Consider the following 19,189-nt stretch of genomic DNA (forward strand, 5'->3'; position numbering starts at 1 on the left):
CCAGGTAGTAGTGAACATGCACCTCGATAGCTCGAGCGAACCCCGTTCGCGGCACAAATGGTTTCCGCGATAGACCAAGGTCCAGTTGAGTAACGGCAATAGGCCATCGTATTCTGTTGTGGTGGCAATCGCTTCAGGTTTGGTTGTCCGTGTTCTATAGATTCTGCACTCGAGCAAGTATCTGTGTCGGCTTCGCGCGAGCATATTATTTAGCTATCCCTAGTTCCGCCAATTCAGCGGATGTAATGCGTCGGGCGAAATCGCAAACCGGAGCTTCACTTACCTGAGTCGAGTATTTAAGGTGAGGCTCGCCATAGAGCGAAATCAGCTTACTAAACGATCTTCCAAGTTCTTGTCCGGCCATTGCGCTCTGGATGTGCGCGCGTCTGGAGTAGGCGCCATATTTCGTTATCAACTATTCGAGTCGTCAGTTTCTGTCGTCGTATAAGGAGTTAGGCATGCCAGATATGGCTTCGTTAACACAGGCTTTGTTCGAGGCCGTTCCCGTAGATGGCGCCAGTATCGGTAACCAAACGCTGCTATCACGCCTTCAAAGCCAGTTCGGAGAATTGGGTGATGAACAGTTCCGCGCCGCTCGTGATGAGCTGATAGCGCAGGGTGTATTGCTCAAAGGTCGCGGGCGCGGCGGTTCTGTGTCCCGTGCCTCGGTCACTGGGATTAGCCTTGCGGACCAGGCTCTGAGCAAAGCACGTGAACGTCGCGAGCCAGGCGTCGCGGAGATGCCGGCCAGCTATCTGGTGCAGGCGGCAACCAAGGCCAAATCCGCCAAGCTGCAGCCGGCCACCAGCCTAGCGATGATGGAAAAGACCCTCTGGGCCACCGCCGACAAGCTGCGCGCCAACATGGACGCCGCCGAGTACAAGCACATCGTGCTCGGGCTGATCTTCCTCAAGTACATCTCCGACAGCTTCGCCGGGCGCCGCGCCGAGCTGGAAGCCAAGTTTGCTGACCAGAACGACGACTACTACCTAGGCGACGATGATCCCGAGCTGCTCGCTGCCGAGCTGGAAGACCGCGACTATTACCGCGAAGTAAACGTGTTCTGGGTGCCGGAAGTTGCGCGCTGGGAAGTGATCCGCGCAGCCGCGAAGCAGGTGGATATCGGCAAGAAAATCGACGATGCTTTGGCCGCCATCGAGGCGGAAAACCCCAAGCTCAAAAACATCCTCGACAAGCGTTACGCCCGCGCCCAATTGCCGGACGGCAAGCTCGGCGAGCTGGTGGACCTGATTTCCACCATCGGCTTCGGTGACGACGCCAACAAAGCGCGCGATTTGCTCGGCCAGGTCTACGAATACTTCCTCGGCCAGTTCGCCAGCGCCGAAGGCAAGAAGGGCGGCCAGTTCTACACCCCGGCCAGCATCGTCAAGACCCTGGTGGCGGTGCTCAACCCGCACCACGGCAAGGTGTATGACCCGTGCTGCGGTAGCGGCGGCATGTTCGTACAGTCAGAGAAATTTATCGAAGCCCACGGCGGCAAGCTGGGCGATGTGTCCATTTATGGTCAGGAATCCAACCCCACCACCTGGCGCCTGGCGGCGATGAACTTGGCCATTCGTGGCATCGACTTCAATCTCGGCAAGGAGCCGGCGGACACCTTTATCCGCAACCAGCACAGCGACCTGCGTGCAGACTTCGTACTGGCCAACCCGCCGTTCAACGTCAGCGACTGGTGGCACGGCAGCCTGGAAGGCGACCCGCGCTGGGTCTACGGCACCCCGCCGCAAGGCAACGCGAACTACGCCTGGCTGCAGCACATGCTCCACCACCTCAAACCCAACGGCCGCGCCGGCATCGTGCTGGCCAACGGCTCGATGAGCTCCAGCCAGAACAGCGAAGGGGATATCCGCCGCGCCATGGTGGAAGCCGATGTGGTGGAAGTGATGGTCGCGCTGCCTGGCCAGCTGTTCTTCAACACCCAGATCCCCGCCTGCCTGTGGTTTCTCGCCAAAGACAAATCGCTCCCCTCTACCTCTGGGAGAGGGGCTGGAGGTGAGGGGCGCTCCCGCAAAGGCGAAGTGCTGTTTATCGACGCCCGCAAGCTCGGCACCAGCGTCAGCCGCGTGCAGATCGAGCTGACCGACGCCGATATCGAACGCATCGCACAAACCGTGGCCAACTGGCGCGGCGAGCCGCTGGATGTGGGTGGTGAGATCGGTGAATACATCGACATTCCTGGCTTCTGCCGCAGCGTAAAGCTCACAGAAATCGCCGAACATGGCCACGTGCTTACGCCGGGTCGCTATGTCGGTGCCGAAGAGGTCGAGGATGACGACGAAGCCTTTGCCGAGAAGATGCAGCGGCTGACTACACAGCTTGGCGAGCAGATGCAGAAGGGCGCAGAACTCGATCAGTTGATCCGGCAGAAGCTGGGAGGGCTGGGGTATGAGTTCTGAGTGGGTACCTTTTACAGAAGTTCTTTCAGCAATCGTCGACAACAGGGGTCGAACTTGCCCTGTTGGGGATAGTGGCCTGCCGCTTATTGCTACCAATTGCATTGACTCCAGCAGCCTCCATCCCCGATATGAGACGAATCGCTACGTCGCAGATGACATTTACCACACTTGGTTTCGTGGTCATCCGAAGCCCGGTGACATACTTTTCGTGTGTAAGGGAAGTCCGGGCAGAACTAATTGGGTGCCGGAACCAGTAAATTTCTGTATTGCTCAGGATATGGTCGCAGTCCGAGCAGACCCTACCAAAATTTACCCCAAATACTTGTTCGCGGCTTTGCGTTCTCCAATGGTCCTGTCCCAGATTGACAATATGCATGTTGGGACAATGATTCCTCACTTCAAAAAAGGGGACTTTGGAAAATTAAGAATTCCAATGCTGGAGCCGGACGATCAGCAGGTAATAGGTGATTTTTACTTCACAGTCTCCGAGCGCATCACCCTGCTACGCGAAACCAACGCCACCCTGGAAGCCATCGCCCAGGCGCTGTTCAAATCCTGGTTCGTCGATTTCGACCCCGTGCGCGCCAAGGCCGAAGGCCGCCAGCCCGAAGGCATGGACGCCACCACCGCCGCCCTGTTCCCCGATAGCTTCGAAGAGTCCGAACTGGGCTTGGTGCCGAAGGGGTGGGAAATTGGTGCCCTGCAAGATTTGCTGGTTCTTCAGCGTGGGTTTGATCTCCCGGCTTCGGAGCGTACCGTGGGGCAGTATCCGCTCATTGCTGCAAGCGGACCCAATGGTACTCATGACATCGCGATGGCCCATGGGCCGGGAGTGGTAACCGGACGTTCGGGTGTTCTCGGAAGGGTATTTTTGACGCTTGAAGACTACTGGCCACTGAATACAACGCTTTGGGTGAAAGAATTCAAACGAGCCACGGCGTGCTACGCGTTTGAGTTACTGAAGCTTTTGGACTTCACATCTTTCAATGCTGGGTCAGCAGTACCAACGCTGAACCGAAATCACGTTCATTCGTTGAGGTATGTGCTGCCGCCTATTGAGCTTGTAAAGGCTTATGAAGGTACTGCCTTGTCGATTCATCAGCGAGTCTTGGAAAACAACCGTCAGTCCCAAACCCTAACCCAACTTCGCGACACCCTCTTACCCCGCCTGATCTCCGGCCAGTTACGCCTGCCGGAAGCTGAAGCTCAGGTAATGGGTGCTGAGGCATGAGCGATCTTCGTGAAGAGCAGTGGAATCACTATCTCACCCAGTGGGATATTCCAGCACTTCAACGACTGACTCTTGAGCAGTATTGCGCGCTTGAATCCAAACAGACGCTGTCCCATTGGCTGCTCGAAGAGACAGCGGCTTTAGGAGACTTCAAGGAAGGCCCGCTCAGCATGGGCATCCGTCCTCATGGCCATGGGCAGGCGAAGTCCGGTAACGCTTACAACAGCTACGACGACCAGTACGTTTGGTTAAACATGCTTGGCTCTAGCGCAGAAGAGGCGTTTGCCAGCTTAAAAAGCGGGTTGCTCGAAGCAGCGGAAGCAGGGCGCACCGGCCAGCTTGAGCGGTTAGATGCGCTTACCCGACAACCCGGCGCCTTGATGCGTAAGGTCGCGTTTCTTTATCAAGATCGTGAAAACCCCTGTTTGCTGCCGATTTACTCCAAGGAGGTGCTCCGCGCTGCGGCGGGGGAAACGGCCTTACGAAGCACCTCGGCGCTCAACCGAGACCTGATGGCGCAGCGTGGTGAGCGGTCACTTTGGGCCTTTGCAGATGAGCTGATGCAGCTCGCGGCGCAGCGTTGGTCAGGCCAGCGAATCAAGGAGCTGTTGGACGCATCCGAGTACGTCAGCCCGGTTAAACCGGCCACGGCGAGGATGGCGGGCTTTCAGGCCCTTGACGGACGTCAGCTAGCCGTCGAACCAGGACCTAAACCCGCGCTCTTTCTGGAGCCTGGGGACTGGTTGGCCGACGCCGAACCCTTCTTGAAGGCTATTGAGCACTACACCTCAGAGCGTACTCGCCACAGCGGCCTGCAGGCTAACGCGCCTCGCCTGTGGTTAGGTCGCCCTGCTGTTTACGTAACCGTGCCGGACGAAGATGCTCTTCACTCGTTGCTTAGCCTGTATGTGGGCAGTGGTTCCACTGAACAACCCACTCAATCCGAAACCCAAACCGGAACCCCACCGATGCCCAGTGCGCCGCTTAATCAAATCCTTTTTGGTCCGCCGGGTACCGGTAAAACCTACGCCACCGTTGAGGCTGCGCTGGAGGTCCTCGATGGCAGCTACCTGCAAACACATCGACTAGATCGTACAGCTTTGAAGCTTCGCTTCGACGAGCTCGTGCAGCAGGAGCGCATTCGCTTCGTCACCTTTCACCAGAGCTTCAGCTACGAGGACTTCGTTGAGGGGCTGCGGGCCGAGAGTGACGGCGATAGCGGGCAGTTGCGTTACGAGGTAGTCGATGGTGTTTTCAAAAGTCTTTGTGAGGCTGCTGCGGCTAAAGTTACGCAGCAGGCAGAAGCGCCTGTAGATCTCGGGAAACGCAAAATCTGGAAGATGTCGCTAGGCAACACCCAGGGGAGCGACGCCGGGATTTATGAAGAGTGTGTTCAGGGCGGCTATATGCTGCTGGGTTACGGTGGCGGTATCGATTTCACTGGTTGTAAAAATCGTGGCGACGTTCAGCGACGCTTCATCGATGCTGGCGTGAACCCGGATGGCCCTTACGACTACAGCGTCACTAGCGTTACTGCGTTCGTTACCAAAATGAAACCGGGTGACCTGGTGGTGGTGAGTGACGGCAATTTTAAGTTCCGCGCGATAGGCGAGGTCGTCGGCGAATATGCGTTCAAAATCCATCCCGAGTACGACCCGCATTATTCGCAAATGCGGCCGGTTAAATGGCTGCGTCAATACAGCCCGTCTTTGCCCCATAGTGAGTTATTGAACGGACAGTTCAGCCAGATGACCCTCTATGAGTTGCGCAGCCCGACCCTGAACCGCGAGAAGCTGCAGGGGCTGCTGGGGTCGCAAAAGGTTGAAGATGGGGCGTTGTTTCACGTCGGACAGCGTTTTGGTCAGGGCTATGTGGTGCGTGCGATAAGCCTCGAGGTGGTTGAATTAGATAAACCTAAGGGCGGTGTTTTGCCGTTGCCGCTGAGTTTGGTTCGGCAGTTATTGGCCTATGTGCAGGGCGGCCAGCTTGATGTCGAAGATATCCGTCAGGGCCGTATCTTCCAGAAGGTGGCAGAGGCCGAGCTCGAGAAGTACATCGTCAATGGCTATCAAAGCCTGTTTGCGGCGATGGTCGAGCAACTGTTGAAGCCGCACCATAAGACCACAACAGCCAATGCGCGCGTGCTCATCATCGACGAGATCAACCGCGGCAATATCTCGCGCATCTTCGGAGAGCTCATTACGCTTATTGAGCCATCTAAGCGAGCCGGGGCCGACGAGGCTCTATCTGTGGTGCTGCCGTATTCCAAACAGTCGTTCAGTGTTCCGAAGAATGTCTACCTGATCGGTACGATGAACACCGCCGACCGCTCACTGGCCGGGCTGGATATCGCGCTGCGGCGCCGTTTCACTTTTCGCGAAATGCCGCCGAAGCCGGAGCTGCTAGATAACGTTCGCGTGCAAGGGCTTAGCATCGGCCAACTGTTGCGCGTGGTGAACCAGCGCATCGAGGTGCTTCTGGATCGCGATCACTGCCTTGGTCATGCCTACTTCATGCCTTTGGAAGATGACAGCTCGCTTGAGCGCCTTGAGGGCATCTTCCGCAATCAGATACTGCCGCTTTTGCAGGAATACTTTTTTGAAGATTGGGAGCACATACAATGGGTGCTCAATGATCACCGTAAGCCGTTAGCTAATCAGTTCGTTAACCGGAAAGCGGGCAACGTCGAGCTGTTGTTCGGTCAGGATGTTGGCCAAAGCTTGGAGCGGAATACCTGGTGCCTGAATGACGACGCATTCGAGCGGTTGGAGTCGTACATAGGGATCGTCGATCATCAGCTTCAAAGCGTAGATGTGGTGGAAAAGCGCAAAGCATCCCATGGCGATTTGCTCTTGCGCGAACTCTCGACGGGATCAATAGAGGTCTGGCGTGGAGAGGTGTTGCAGCAGCCCTCTAAGCCACTGCTGCGTGATCTGGCGGGTAAGCTCGGCGTTAACACGTTTAACGATAGTGGTCGCCCGCTTAACACTCGTGCCCTAGGTCGGCGTTTGATCGATCAGCTTGGGAGCGGCAATGCGTGAAAACGCTCGTCACCATCCGCGAGTACGCTCAGCTGACTACCAAGGCGGTCGAGCCGTCGCTGGATATGGCGCAGGTCCCAGCCAGTGCTTTTGATTGGCTCTGTGAGTTAAGCGCCGGCTTCAATCGAAGCGGCGCCACGCTGCTGCAGGTGGAAGGGCGCCAGTCGTTGAAATGGGACAGTTACGTTGGCGTGCTAGAGACCCCTTGCGGCACGCGCCTGGAAATCTTGCCCAAGCACGTTGAGGACGGCGATTGCTTCAAGCAGAGCCGTGCGTTGCTGCGCAAGATGATTCAAGCAGCGCTGTCATTGAAGCCTAGGCAGGTGTCAGTGACGGGGTTGGAGCTGTTTGATGCGCCGCTGACCGAGTGGGTGATGGAACAGTTCTTAGGCGAGCTGGATTTGCTGGTCAAACGCGGCGTGCGTTTTGACTACCAGCGCGTCGAGGAAGAGCAGCGGTTTCTTCGCGGCCAACTAAATGTGGTCGCGCAGATGCGCCAACCGCCAGGCCGTCAGCATCACTTCCAGATCCGCCATGACGTATTTCTGCCCAATCGTGCGGAGAACCGTTTGCTGAGACTGGCGCTGGAGCATGTAGCCAAGACAACTCAGGACGCGGCCAACTGGCGTTTAGCCAATGAGCTGCGCTCGCTACTGGCGGAGGTGCCCTGCAGCCGCCACGTGGATGCAGACCTGCGTGTGTGGAGCCGTGATCGTTTGATGGCTCACTACCAGGCCGTGAAGCCATGGTGCGAGCTGATCCTCAAGCAGCAGATGCCTATTGCCGTTGCCGGACATGCCCGTGGTATGAGCATGCTGTTTCCCATGGAGAAGCTGTTCGAACGCTATGTTGAGAGTTGGCTGCGGCAGAAGCTTATGCCTGGTGCCTCCCTCACGGCTCAAGCTGCTAGAGAATATTTATGCAGTCATGGAAAAGGGCGCATGTTTAGGCTAGAGCCGGACATGTTGGTTGAGCAAGGCGCTATGGCTTGGGTGCTTGATACAAAATGGAAGCGCTTAAATACTGCAGCGCGAGAAAAGAATTACAACATCAGCCAAAGCGATTTTTATCAGCTTTTCGCCTACGGTAAGAAATACTTGTCCACGATGGTTCAAGCCGAGATGGTATTGATCTACCCGCGGCACAGTACATTTGAGTTCCCCCTCGAATCGTTCGTGTTAGATGACAACTTGCGTCTTTGGGTTTTGCCGTTTGATTTGAGTGCGGACTGCTTAGTGGGCGCGGATAACACCTCCCTGCCTTTGAGCAGCGTTTCATTCGCTCGCGCTAGCTAAGCGCATTTTCAGGAATCGAAAAGACTTTATGAGCACAGGGATCAGCCAGAAGCTACAGAGCAGCCGTAAAGAGTTGCTGGACATCGGGCTTCGCAACAACATGCTCAACTTCCGCAAGACAGCCAAGACCCTCATGGTGGTAGATGAGCTGTCCGAGGAGGTATTCAACATCCTCTATCGCCAAGAAAAAGCCATGACCTTCGCGCCGATGGCGCGCAAGAAGCTGGCCGAGCTGGCAAAAGCCGGCAAGCCAGCTGAGGCTGATGATGAAGTCGCCAGCGACGAGCAGTTGCTGCATGAGCTGGATAGCCTGGACTGGTCTAGTGTCGCTGACGAGGCTGATGAAGATGGGACTGGCAAGGCCCGTCGCCATCTGGACACCCGTTTGCAAACTGCGGTTGATGACGAGCGCCTATTTCTTCAGTTATTGAGGATACACACCGAGGCTAAAGGCTTCATTGAAGAGCAGGGTGTGAACACGCTGTTCCTAGCCCTAGGCTTTCTGCATTGGTACGAGGCGGACAGTTCCGAGAACCTTCGCAAGGCTCCCTTGCTGTTGCTGCCGGTCAGCTTAGAGCGCAGCGGCGCCAAGGATGCGTTCAAGCTGAAGTACTCGGGTGACGAGCTGATAGCGAATCTTTCGCTAGTTGCCAAGCTTAAAACCGATTTTGGTTTGGATATGACCTCCTGCGCTTTTGACGAGGAAGGTTTCTCTACCGATGAAAGCAGCCTGGGCCGCTTCTACGGCGATGTTGCTGATGTGATCAGCAAGCAGGGCCGCTGGAAGGTCGCGAGCAACGAGATTGCGCTTGGCTTCTTCTCTTTCGGCAAGTTTTTGATGTTCAAGGACCTTGATCCGAAGAGCTGGCCGGAAGACAAACAACCTGATGCCAATGGGGTAATGAAACGCCTGCTTGGCTCAGGATTCGGTGATATGCGGGCGGCGTATCCAGAAGATGTGAATATTGACTCGGTGATCAAACCGGGCGATGTACGATTTGTGAAGGACGCGGACAGCAGCCAGACAGAAGCGATCCTGGAGGTGCGTGACGGCTCCAACCTGGTCATTCAGGGGCCACCGGGTACGGGTAAGTCGCAGACGATCACAAACATCATCGCGGAATTGATCGGCCAAAAGAAAACGGTGCTGTTCGTTGCTGAGAAAATGGCGGCGCTTGAAGTGGTAAAGCGCCGTCTAGATGAAAGTCATTTGGGGGATGCGGTTCTCGAGCTGCATAGCCACAAGTCCACCAAGCAGTCTGTACTAAAAGAGCTAGGGCGGACGCTGGACCAGGGGCGACCACTAACAAAAGACGGTGCGGAAGATCTTGCGAGTCTTAAAGCGCTACAAGACGGCCTTAATCAATATTGTGAAGCTGTCAGTTCTTCCGCAGGTGCGAGCGGTTTGCCTTTTGTCGAGGTACTTGGTCGTTACCTCAAGCTAAAACGTTCTTACGCCGGTTTGCCGGTCATTCCTTTTGCCCCAATGGCTGCCTGGAGCCACGCCGATCAGCGGAAACGGCGCGAGCTTGTTGATGAGTTGGTTCTGCATCTACAGGAGATGGGTCGTCCTGACCGGAGCGTCTTCTGGGGAAGCGAGCGGACGTTCTTTTCGCCGATCGAACACAGTAGTGCTAACGATGCACTGCAGTTGGCAGGCTCGCATCTCAATGCGCTGCAATCGGCGGCTGGTGCACTTTCTGAACGATTAATGTTGACTCAGCCGGCCACCCTGGCAGACGTAGACGTGGTGTGCCGTGCTGCACGGCGCGCGGCTGAAGCTCCGCGGCTCGAGGGGGTGCAGCTTTCGACAGGCGAGTGGCAGTCAAGGCGCGATGCCATTCGTGAGCTTTTGGATGCTGGAGAGCGTATGACTGCTTGCCACTCCAAGCATGAGAAGCAATTGATCGACGCTGCTTGGGAGCAAGACCTTCTTGAGGTCCGGCAGAGTCTCATCGCTTACGGCGACAAGTGGTGGAAGGTGTTTTCAGGACGCTTCCGCGCGGCGCGTGCCCGTCTGCAGGGGCTAGCCCGTGATACGTTGCCCAAGACCAATGCAGGCATGTTGGAGCTGGTTGACTCTGTCTTAACCTATCAGCAGAACAAAACGGTGTATGACCAGCACGAGGCGCTCGGTAGCGCGCTTTTTGGTGCCCAGTGGCAACGTCAGAAGACCGATTGGGCGGTGCTAGAGCGGTTAAGCGCTTGGGTGATCAAGCTGCATGACGATCTAGGTAACGGACAAATTCCACAGGGCATCATTGCCTTTTTAGCTGGGCATACCGATGCCAGCGGGTTAGGGGATGCGGTAGCTGGAATTGAGGAGCATGTGGTTGGGCTAGACAAAGCGTTACGCAGTGCAATTGAGGTGACAGGCATGCAGGCGGAAAACGCTAAGGCCGATGTCAGGAAGCTTGGCTTGGCTGAGCTGGACGTACGTTTGCATCAGTGGCAGGACAATCTGACTGCGCTTTACCAAATGGCACGATTCAACGTGCTGGCGGAACAGCTTCGCAACGTCAAATTGGACGACTTGCTGAAGATCGCCATCAGCTGTGATGAGCCTAAAAAGCTCACTGCAATTTTGGACTTTTCTTGGTATTCAGGGCTGGTGCAGCGGGTCTATGCAGAAAAACCGGCGCTGCAGCAGTTCGATCGCATTAAACATGAGCACCAGATAGCACGCTTTAAGTCGCTTGATCTGGCCTCGCTCAACCACGCGCAGACGCATCTGGCCAAGCAGGTCTGGGAGGGAATGCCCAATATCAATCAGCCAGGCGAAATGGCTGTACTTCGGGCAGAACTAAACAAGAAGCGCCGGCACATTCCGATCCGGCAGCTAATTGAGAAGGCTGGTCGGGCGATCCAACAAATCAAGCCTGTCTTTATGATGAGCCCAATGTCGATCGCAAACTTCCTGCCTCCAGGAAAGGTCGAGTTCGATGTGGTGGTATTCGACGAAGCTTCTCAAGTGAAAGCCGTCGATGCGTTTGGCGCCATTATGCGCGGTAAGCAGGTAGTAGTGGTCGGTGATACGCGGCAGATGCCGCCTACTGACTTCTTCAGCCGCGACGTTGAATTGGATGACGAGGATGCAGCGACGGCTGACATTGAAAGCATCCTTAGTATGTTTAAGGCGGCTGGTAGCCAAGAGAGATACCTTCGTTGGCACTACAGAAGCCGGCATGAGTCGCTGATCGCGGTTTCCAATGTCGAGTTCTATGACAACAAACTGGTTGTGTTTCCCTCCGCGGGCCAGCATCCGCATGCAACTGGAGTGAGTTTTGACTATCTGCCAGATGCGCTTTACGACAGGGGACGCACCCGTACCAACAAAGGGGAGGCTAAGGCCGTTGCGCAAGCAGTCATGCAGCATGCTATTCGAACGCCTGAGCTCTCGCTTGGGGTTGCCGCATTCAGTGTGGCGCAGCGCGATCTGATTCAGGTCGAAATCGAATTGCTGCGTAGGCAGACGCCGGACGCCGAGGCGTTCTTTACCGGGCAGGGCAGTGAGCCTTTCTTCGTCAAAAACCTTGAAAACATTCAGGGCGATGAGCGCGACAAGATCTTTATCAGCATCGGCTATGGGCGTAATGAATCCGGACGAATAGCTAAAGAATTTGGCCCGCTGAACCGTGAAGGCGGGCACCGCCGCCTAAACGTTCTGATTACTCGAGCCAAATTGGCAATGCGGGTGTTCTGCAACTTCAGAGCTGACGAACTAGAGATCGACGCAGGCGCTACTCTTGGCGTTAGGGCCCTAAAAAACTTTCTCAAATATGCCGAGACGGGTGAGCTTGAGGTAGCTAGAGAGACGGGTAAGGCTGCCGACTCGCCATTTGAGTTAGAGGTGATAGAAGCGCTTCGGGACAGAAACTATGAGGTGGAACCACAGGTAGGTACCGCTGGGTATTTCATCGACATTGCCGTTAAGGATCCTGAGTATCCGGGGCGCTATGTGCTAGCCATCGAGTGTGATGGCGCTGCATACCACAGCTCTCGATCTGCGCGTGATCGTGATCGCCTACGTCAGGGGGTATTAGAGGGCTTGGGTTGGAACTTCCACCGGATCTGGAGCACGGATTGGTTCCGTAATCCTCAGCAGGAAATCATCCGCGCCGTAGAGGCTATTGAGGCGGCTAGAGCCAAGATTGCCACGGGTCGACATGCGATCCCAGTGGCGGCATCAGAACCGAGGCATGAGATTGTCCGAGGAGCTGCCGCTGCGGAACCGTTGCCTACTTTAAGCAAACCTTATGTAAAGGCTCGCCTAACTCCAGTGACACCGCCGGCCGAACTACATCAAGCGAAGCCGGAACACTTGATGCAAATGATTAAAACTGTCGTTGAGGAGGAAGCTCCTGTGCATACCAGCGAAGTCACTCGGCGCCTGATGGAGGCGTTCGGTGTGACTCGGGCTGGGTCGAGGATTACTACCGCAGTAGAGGAGGCAATTCGCCTTGGCGTGCGGCTAAGGTTGTTTCAGGGACGTGGTGGATTTCTGTATTCCGCTGAGAATCTCCCAGTCCGTATTCGCAGTCGCGCTCACTGGGAGTCGGCCGAGCGTAAATTCGAATGGGTCGCGCCCGAGGAGCTAGATCAGGCATTAGTCGAAACGGTGACCCTAGGTTTTTCGATGAGTCGCGAGGATGCTATTTCTGGTGCCTTAGTGCTACTGGGTTTTGGGCGTGCAACCTCGAAAATTACAGGCATGCTTGAAGGCAGAATTGACACCCTTGCCGCTGAAGGGCGGCTGCAGGTGGTTGATGGCGTTGTCACTCCGGTAGCCGCTTTCGATTGAGCGTGACTGCAGGTACGGCAACAAAGTAATAACCAAACAAACGACTTAGTAGAGCCTGTATAGATCGCACGATAAGGCTTATTAGGGAAGAAAATGAGCGAAGACCAACTGGAACAGGAAGCCATCGGCTGGCTCAGTGAGTTGGGTTATACGTACCTATATGGGCCGGACATCGCCCATGACGGCAGCGACCCCGAGCGTGAGAGCTATCGCGATGTGATCTTGACCATGCGCCTGCGCACGACCATCGCCCGACTCAACCCGCAGATCCCCCTGTTGGCACGTGAGGACGCCTTACGCCAGGTGCTGGAGCTGGGCGTGCCGGTGCAGCTGTCGGCCAATCGGCTGTTCCATCGTCTGCTGGTCAGCGGTGTGCCAGTGCAATACCAGAAGGACGGCGAGACCCGTGGCGACTTCGTGCGGTTGATCCATTGGGCCGATGTGCGGGCTAACGAGTGGCTGGCTATCAACCAGTTCAGCATCCAGGGACCGAAACATACCCGCCGGCCGGACATCATCCTGTTCGTCAACGGTCTGCCGCTAGTGCTGTTGGAACTGAAGAACTCGGCTGACGTGAATGCAGACTTGTGTAAAGCCTTCAATCAACTGGAGACCTACAAGGAGCAGATCCCGGACGTCTTCCAATACAACGAGATTCTGGTGATCAGCGATGGCAGCGAGGCGCGCATGGGCTCGCTGTCGGCGGATATCGAACGTTTTGCCCGTTGGCGGACGATCGACGGGGTGATGGTAGATCCTCTGGGTGAGTTCAACGAGCTGGAGACTCTGGTGCGCGGGGTGCTGCAGCCGTCGGCACTGTTGGATTATCTGCGCTACTTCGTGCTATTCGAGGATGACGGTCGGCTGGTGAAGAAGATTGCCGGCTATCACCAGTTCCATGCCGTGCGTGCGGCGATCCAGCAAGTAGTTAACGCCTCGCGTCCGGGCGGTACACACAAGGGCGGAGTGGTCTGGCATACCCAGGGCTCGGGCAAAAGCATCACCATGACCTGCTTCGCCGCCCGGGTGATGCAGGAGGCGGCGATGGAGAATCCGACCATCGTGGTGATCACCGACCGCAACGACCTGGACGGCCAGCTGTTCGGAGTCTTCTCGCTGTCGCGGGATCTGCTGCGAGAACAGCCAGTCCAGGCGCTGACCCGGGGTGACCTGCGGGAGAAGCTGGCCAACCGCGCTAGTGGCGGCATTGTCTTCGCCACCATCCAGAAGTTCATGCCGGGCGAGGATGAAGACAGCTTCCCGGTATTGTCCACGCGCTCGAATATTGTGGTTGTGGCCGACGAGGCGCACCGTACCCAATATGGCTTCAGTGCTTCGCTGAAGGTGCCGGAGCTTAAGGTGGCCGAGGCCAGTGCACGCTACCAGGTGGGTTATGCCCAACATCTGCGCGACGCTCTGCCCAACGCTACCTTCGTGGCTTTTACCGGAACGCCGGTGTTCAGCGAAGACCGCGACACCCGTGCGGTATTCGGCGACTACATCCACGTCTACGACATGCAACAGGCCAAGGAAGATGGCGCCACAGTGGCCATTTACTACGAGTCGCGGCTGGCCAAGTTGTCGCTCAAAGACTCGGAGCTGACGCATATCGACGACGAGGTTGACGAGCTGGCCGAGGATGAGGAAGAGGATCAGCAGTCACGCTTGAAGTCGCGCTGGGCTGCGTTAGAAAAAGTCGTGGGGGCCGAGCCGCGTATCAGGAGCGTGGCGGCAGATCTTGTAGCGCACTTCGAAGAGCGTAACCAGGCACAAAGCGGAAAGGCCATGGTGGTGGCCATGAGTCGCGAGATCTGCGTGCACCTGTACAACGAGATCATCGCCCTGCGCCCCGAATGGCACGATGAGGATCCTGAGAAGGGCGCGGTGAAGATCGTCATGACCGGTAGCGCATCGGACAAGGCACTGCTGCGCCCGCACATCTACCCCGGCCAGGTGAAGAAGCGCCTAGAGAAGCGTTTCAAGGATCCTGCCGATCCGCTGCGATTGGTAATAGTCCGCGACATGTGGCTGACCGGTTTCGATGCGCCCTGCGTGCATACCTTGTACGTCGACAAGCCGATGAAGGGCCACAATCTGATGCAGGCCATCGCCCGGGTGAACCGGGTGTTCAAGGACAAGCAGGGTGGCCTGGTGGTGGATTACATCGGCATCGCCAATGAGCTGAAGGCGGCGCTCAAGGAGTACACCGCCAGCAAAGGGCGGGGGCGGCCTACAGTCGATGCTCAGGAAGCGTATGCGGTGCTCGAGGAGAAGCTCGATGTGCTGCGTAGCCTGTTGCATGGTTTCGATTACAGTGATTTTCTGTCTGGCGGACATAAGCTGTTGGCCGGTGCGGCCAACCACGTCCTGGGGCTGGAGGATGGCAAGAAGCGTTTCGCCGATAATGCGCTGGCCATGAGTAAAGCCTTCACCCTCTGCTGCACGCTGGATGAGGCCAAGGCGGTACGAGAGGAAGTGGCATTCCTACAGGCTATTAAGGTGCTGCTGACCAAGCGCGAGATCAGCACCAAGAAGAAAACAAATGAGGAGCGCGAGCTCGCCATCCGCCAGATCATCGGCAATGCTGTGGTCTCCGGGGAGGTGGTCGATGTTTTCGCGGCGGTGGGGTTGGACAAGCCCAACATCGGCCTACTGGACGAAGACTTCCTAGCCGAGGTGCGAAACCTACCAGAGAAGAACTTGGCGGTTGAGTTGCTAGAGCGGCTTCTGGAAGGTGAGATCAGGAGCAAGTTCGCCAGCAATCTATCTCAGGAGAAAAAGTTCTCCGAGCTTCTGGATAGCGTGATTAAGCGCTACCAGAATCGCTCCATCGAGACGGCCCAGGTCATCGAAGAGCTGATTGAGATGGCTAAGAAGTTCGCTGCCGCCAGCAAACGTGGTGATCAGCTGGGGCTGAATGACGACGAGCTGGCCTTCTACGATGCGCTAGCCAACAATGAGTCATCTGTACGCGAATTGGGTGACGAAACGCTGGCTAAGATCGCGCACGAGCTTACTGCAAGCCTGCGGCAGAACGTGACGGTGGACTGGAATAACCGTGACAGCGTGCGCGCGAAGCTACGTTTGCTGGTCAAGCGAATTCTGCGGAAATACAAGTATCCACCGGACCGGCAAGAGGAGGCGGCTCAGGTAGTGCTGGCGCAGGCAGAGATATTGTGTGAGGCGTGGATGTAAATGCTCACATTAACCAAGATGATTGTGGGGTAAAAGCTTTGCTTGCTCTTCATCGTGAAAAGAGGACAGATTTATTTTCTGGATCGGCCTCGCGATAGCTCAAGCTAGGCTCAGTTTAGGTATCTCGGATCCATTCATTAGCTAGTTATGCGTTCAGCACGACCTGAACGCGAAAGAAAGGTCCTGGGTGCCCCCCGTTTTCGCGCAGCCTTGGGTTGTCAAGCCGACGCTACGCTATGCCGGTTTGGTTCACATAAGCGAATCGTGTATTTCTCATTAAGGCCCTCGCCGGGTCCGAAGCGGTCAGTACGCTGCTGGACACGGCGCAACGCAAACTCGCCAACATTGGTCCGGGAAACACACGGTGTTCCCGTTGCGCTATCTGCTTCTGCTCTTGAATGCATCAAACCCTAAACTGATCCATCAACCCCTGCTGATGGTTCGCCAGGGTATTCAACGACCGGCTCACCTGCGCTGACTCATCTGCCTGTTCAGCAAGCGACTCGGTCACGTCCCGAATACCTGCCACGTTACGGTTGATCTCTTCGGCGACGGCGCTTTGTTCTTCGGCGGCGCTGGCAATTTGGAGGTTCATGCTGGTGATGACGGAGACGGCGTCGCCGATGCGTTGTAGGGCGGTGACGGCGAGGGCGACGTGGCTGACGTTGTCTTGCGCCTGGAGGTGGCCATCGCGCATGGATTCCACGACATCGCGTGTGCCTTGTTGCAGGCGTTCGATGACTTGGCGGATCTCTTCGATCGATTCCTGGGTGCGATTGGCAAGGCTGCGCACTTCATCGGCGACGACGGCGAAGCCACGGCCGGTTTCACCGGCGCGTGCGGCTTCGATCGCCGCGTTCAGGGCGAGCAGGTTGGTCTGTTCGGCAATGCTGCGAATGGCTTCGAGCACCGAGCCAATCTGTTCGCTGCTCGTGGCGAGGCCTTCGACGTCGCGCATCGCTGTGCCGAGGTCGTTGGCCAGGCGATCGATGCGCTGGGTGGTCTGGTCGACGACCTGCAAACCTTCTTTGGTGGCTTCGTCTGCCGTGCGGGCAGCCGCGGCGGCTTCGGATGCGTTTTGCGCCACGGCCTGGGCGGTTGCGCTCATTTCGTTGGAGGCGGTGGCCACCTGTTCCACTTCGCTGAGCTGTGCCTGCATGCCTTGGCTGGTGCGCGTCGCGATGCCGGCTGACTGGTCAGCCGTGTGGCGGGCGGACTGCACCGACTCCTTCACTTTCGCCACGATGGGCTGAAGCTTGTCCAGGAAGTGATTGAAGCCGTTGGCCAGGCGGCCGAGCTCGTCCTGACGCGGGTAGTCCAGACGGCGAGTCAGGTCGCCTTCGCCGCTGGCGATGTCGTCGAGCATGTCGGCCACGGTCAGGATCGGACGGGTCACGCGACGCGCCATGATGTTCATGAGGAGTAGGCCGAGGGCGATTGCGCCAAGCCCCACTAGCCAGGAGATCAAGCTGTCCCGGGCGCGTTGCGCCTCCAGGGTGTCCGCAAGCGCCAAGGCGCGGGTCATCACGACAGATTTCGGTGCCTGGATCAGGATGCCCCATGGGTTCGCGCCCGGGATGGGCTGCACCGGCTCGAGCACGCCGATGGTGTGCTCGCCGGATACGATCGAGGCCTGCCCGGACTGCAGCGCTTGTTTCAAGGTAGAGGCTTGCGCCGGGTAGGCATTGTCCAGCGACTTGCCCAATGCCGTCGCGTCGCGCGTGTAGGCCGCCAGAAGCCCGGCCGGGCTAATGATGCTGATGTCGCCCTGGCCTTCGTACAAGTTGCGGTTCGCGGATTCGGCCATTGCCTGGAGGGAGGTGAGGCTGATGTCGATACCGATCACGCCGATTACGTTGCCGCCGTCGCGCAGCGGTAGCGCCACGCTCGTCATAAGCATGGGCTGGTCATTCACGTCGTCGACGTAAGGGTCGAGCAGGCACGCCGAGCCAGTCTTCAGGGGGCAGGTGTACCAGGCGTTGTATGCCGTGCCGCTGGCGCCGGGGGTCGTGTCGGCCAGCTCTTGTTCAGTCATCACCTCGGATTCGAACGTGCCGGGTTTGCTCTGGGACCAGTAAAGGGCGAAGCGACCGCTTCCATTGCTGCTCGCGGCTTCGTCATCCAGGAACTCAGCATCCCGGCCATCAAGTGCGTTACGCTCGAAGGCCATGTAGATACCGAGGGATTGGGGGCGCGCTTTCAAGGCATCGCCAAGGACGTTCGTCAGCGCTTCGCGCAGTTCCTGCGCGCTCAGTATCCCGCCGTTCTGCTGGCTGCGGAGCAGGTTGACCTGTTTCGCAAGCCCGGTGCCATACAGGTAAACCTCGAGAAATTCGCTGCGGATGCTTTGCGCCTGAGCATCAGCGCGCGCCTGAAGTCGCAGCTGGGCGGACTCCCCGAGCATGTTGAAGCTGGTGTCCTTGACGACGGCGCTGCTGCGCGCCGCGTAGAACTGCGAGACGAGCACGAGCAAGGACACGACGATGAGCAGGCACAGGCCGGCAAGGGCGGTCAGCTTGAACTGGATGGAGAGCCGATTGAACATGAGTACAGCCATGTAAGGGGGAATCACAGGCTATCGGCCGATGTTTGGATTTCTTCAGCGCTGTTCGATGCCGCCAATCTCTCAAAGCCTGGAAAAAAGGATGACATCTGGTCTGCTTCGGATCCGCCCTTGCCGCCCGGGATCGGTAGTCCTCCCAGAGAGCTGCTGCGCAAATGGATGAGCGGCTCCCGATTTCCGTACGGCAGAAGGGAGCGGGGGGTCTATGCTTTGATCCAGGCACTTCGCCGCCTCGGGAGAACGTCGATGCATTCCGTCTCTAGACCGACCTCAATTGACTACACGGATCCACAGCACGGCGTCCATTTCGTCCTCGCCTTCAAGTGGGGTTCATCGCAGATACCCGAACCGGAGGCCGTCGTGTTGCTCTGTAAGCTTGAGGGCCAGGACAGCTTCTTCGTGGCGGATATTGTTCGCGGATCCTGGCTATCCTTCGAGGAGTCGGTGACCGAGGGGAAGGAGGCTGCCCTTCGTTTCCTCAAGCGCTATGGCGCCGAGGGGCTGACGAAAGCGGGGTGAGCCGGTCTCATCGCGTGTCGTACGCGATTCAGCGCCTGGCCACAGAATTGTCTGCGGGTGGTGCAGGTGTTGATGCGTATGGTCCGCTTGGTGGCACAGCCAATGCGCGTTGCCGCTTGAGCGTAGC

General features: G+C 57.2%; 8 protein-coding genes and 1 pseudogene. 7 read left to right on the top strand and 2 right to left on the bottom strand.

All coding sequences use genetic code 11. The annotated features are described in order from the left end of the window. Nucleotides 1-458 precede the first annotated feature (458 nt). The 6 genes from ACY8D3_RS06360 to ACY8D3_RS06385 all read left to right on the top strand — a co-directional run bounded on the left by ACY8D3_RS06360 (nucleotide 459) and on the right by ACY8D3_RS06385 (nucleotide 15,980). Entirely contained in the window at nucleotides 459-2,417 is a 1,959-nt protein-coding gene (locus tag ACY8D3_RS06360) for a class I SAM-dependent DNA methyltransferase (RefSeq protein WP_462382621.1), read from the top strand. Then, complete coding sequence (locus ACY8D3_RS06365; RefSeq protein ID WP_462382623.1) at nucleotides 2,407-3,648, top strand: restriction endonuclease subunit S; 1,242 nt, start codon at nucleotides 2,407-2,409, stop codon at nucleotides 3,646-3,648. Before ACY8D3_RS06360 ends, ACY8D3_RS06365 begins: the two co-directional genes overlap by 11 nt. Nucleotides 3,649-4,616: 968 nt before the next feature. Beyond that, on the top strand, nucleotides 4,617-6,689 hold the full coding sequence (locus ACY8D3_RS06370) for an AAA family ATPase (protein ID WP_462384269.1): 2,073 nt from the start codon (nucleotides 4,617-4,619) through the stop codon (nucleotides 6,687-6,689). Next, nucleotides 6,686-7,984 carry an McrC family protein gene (locus ACY8D3_RS06375; RefSeq protein ID WP_462382625.1) on the top strand — a complete coding sequence of 433 codons (1,299 nt, stop codon included), beginning with the start codon at nucleotides 6,686-6,688 and terminating at the stop codon, nucleotides 7,982-7,984. Before ACY8D3_RS06370 ends, ACY8D3_RS06375 begins: the two co-directional genes overlap by 4 nt. Before the next feature lie 28 nt (nucleotides 7,985-8,012). Beyond that, a complete protein-coding gene (locus ACY8D3_RS06380; RefSeq protein ID WP_462382627.1) occupies nucleotides 8,013-12,785 on the top strand; it encodes a DUF3320 domain-containing protein in 4,773 nt (1,590 codons plus the stop codon). A gap of 93 nt (nucleotides 12,786-12,878) precedes the next feature. Then, the gene (locus tag ACY8D3_RS06385; protein WP_462382629.1) at nucleotides 12,879-15,980 is read left to right on the top strand and encodes a type I restriction endonuclease subunit R; all 3,102 of its coding nucleotides are present in this window, start codon (nucleotides 12,879-12,881) and stop codon (nucleotides 15,978-15,980) included. A gap of 403 nt (nucleotides 15,981-16,383) precedes the next feature. Here ACY8D3_RS06385 and ACY8D3_RS06390 read toward each other — a convergent pair whose 3' ends face one another. Together ACY8D3_RS06390 and ACY8D3_RS06395 are read right to left on the bottom strand one after the other, a co-directional pair. Further along, complete coding sequence (locus ACY8D3_RS06390) at nucleotides 16,384-17,139, bottom strand: methyl-accepting chemotaxis protein (protein WP_462384271.1); 756 nt, start codon at nucleotides 17,137-17,139, stop codon at nucleotides 16,384-16,386. 150 nt (nucleotides 17,140-17,289) lie between these two features. Further along, nucleotides 17,290-18,537: pseudogene (locus ACY8D3_RS06395) on the bottom strand (PDC sensor domain-containing protein); the annotation flags it as partial. 252 nt (nucleotides 18,538-18,789) lie between these two features. Between ACY8D3_RS06395 and ACY8D3_RS06400 the strand changes: the two are divergent. Then, the gene (locus tag ACY8D3_RS06400; RefSeq protein WP_462382631.1) at nucleotides 18,790-19,062 is read left to right on the top strand and encodes a hypothetical protein; all 273 of its coding nucleotides are present in this window, start codon (nucleotides 18,790-18,792) and stop codon (nucleotides 19,060-19,062) included. Nucleotides 19,063-19,189 lie beyond the last annotated feature (127 nt).

It is taken from the genome of Pseudomonas sp. Marseille-QA0892 (assembly GCF_054950135.1).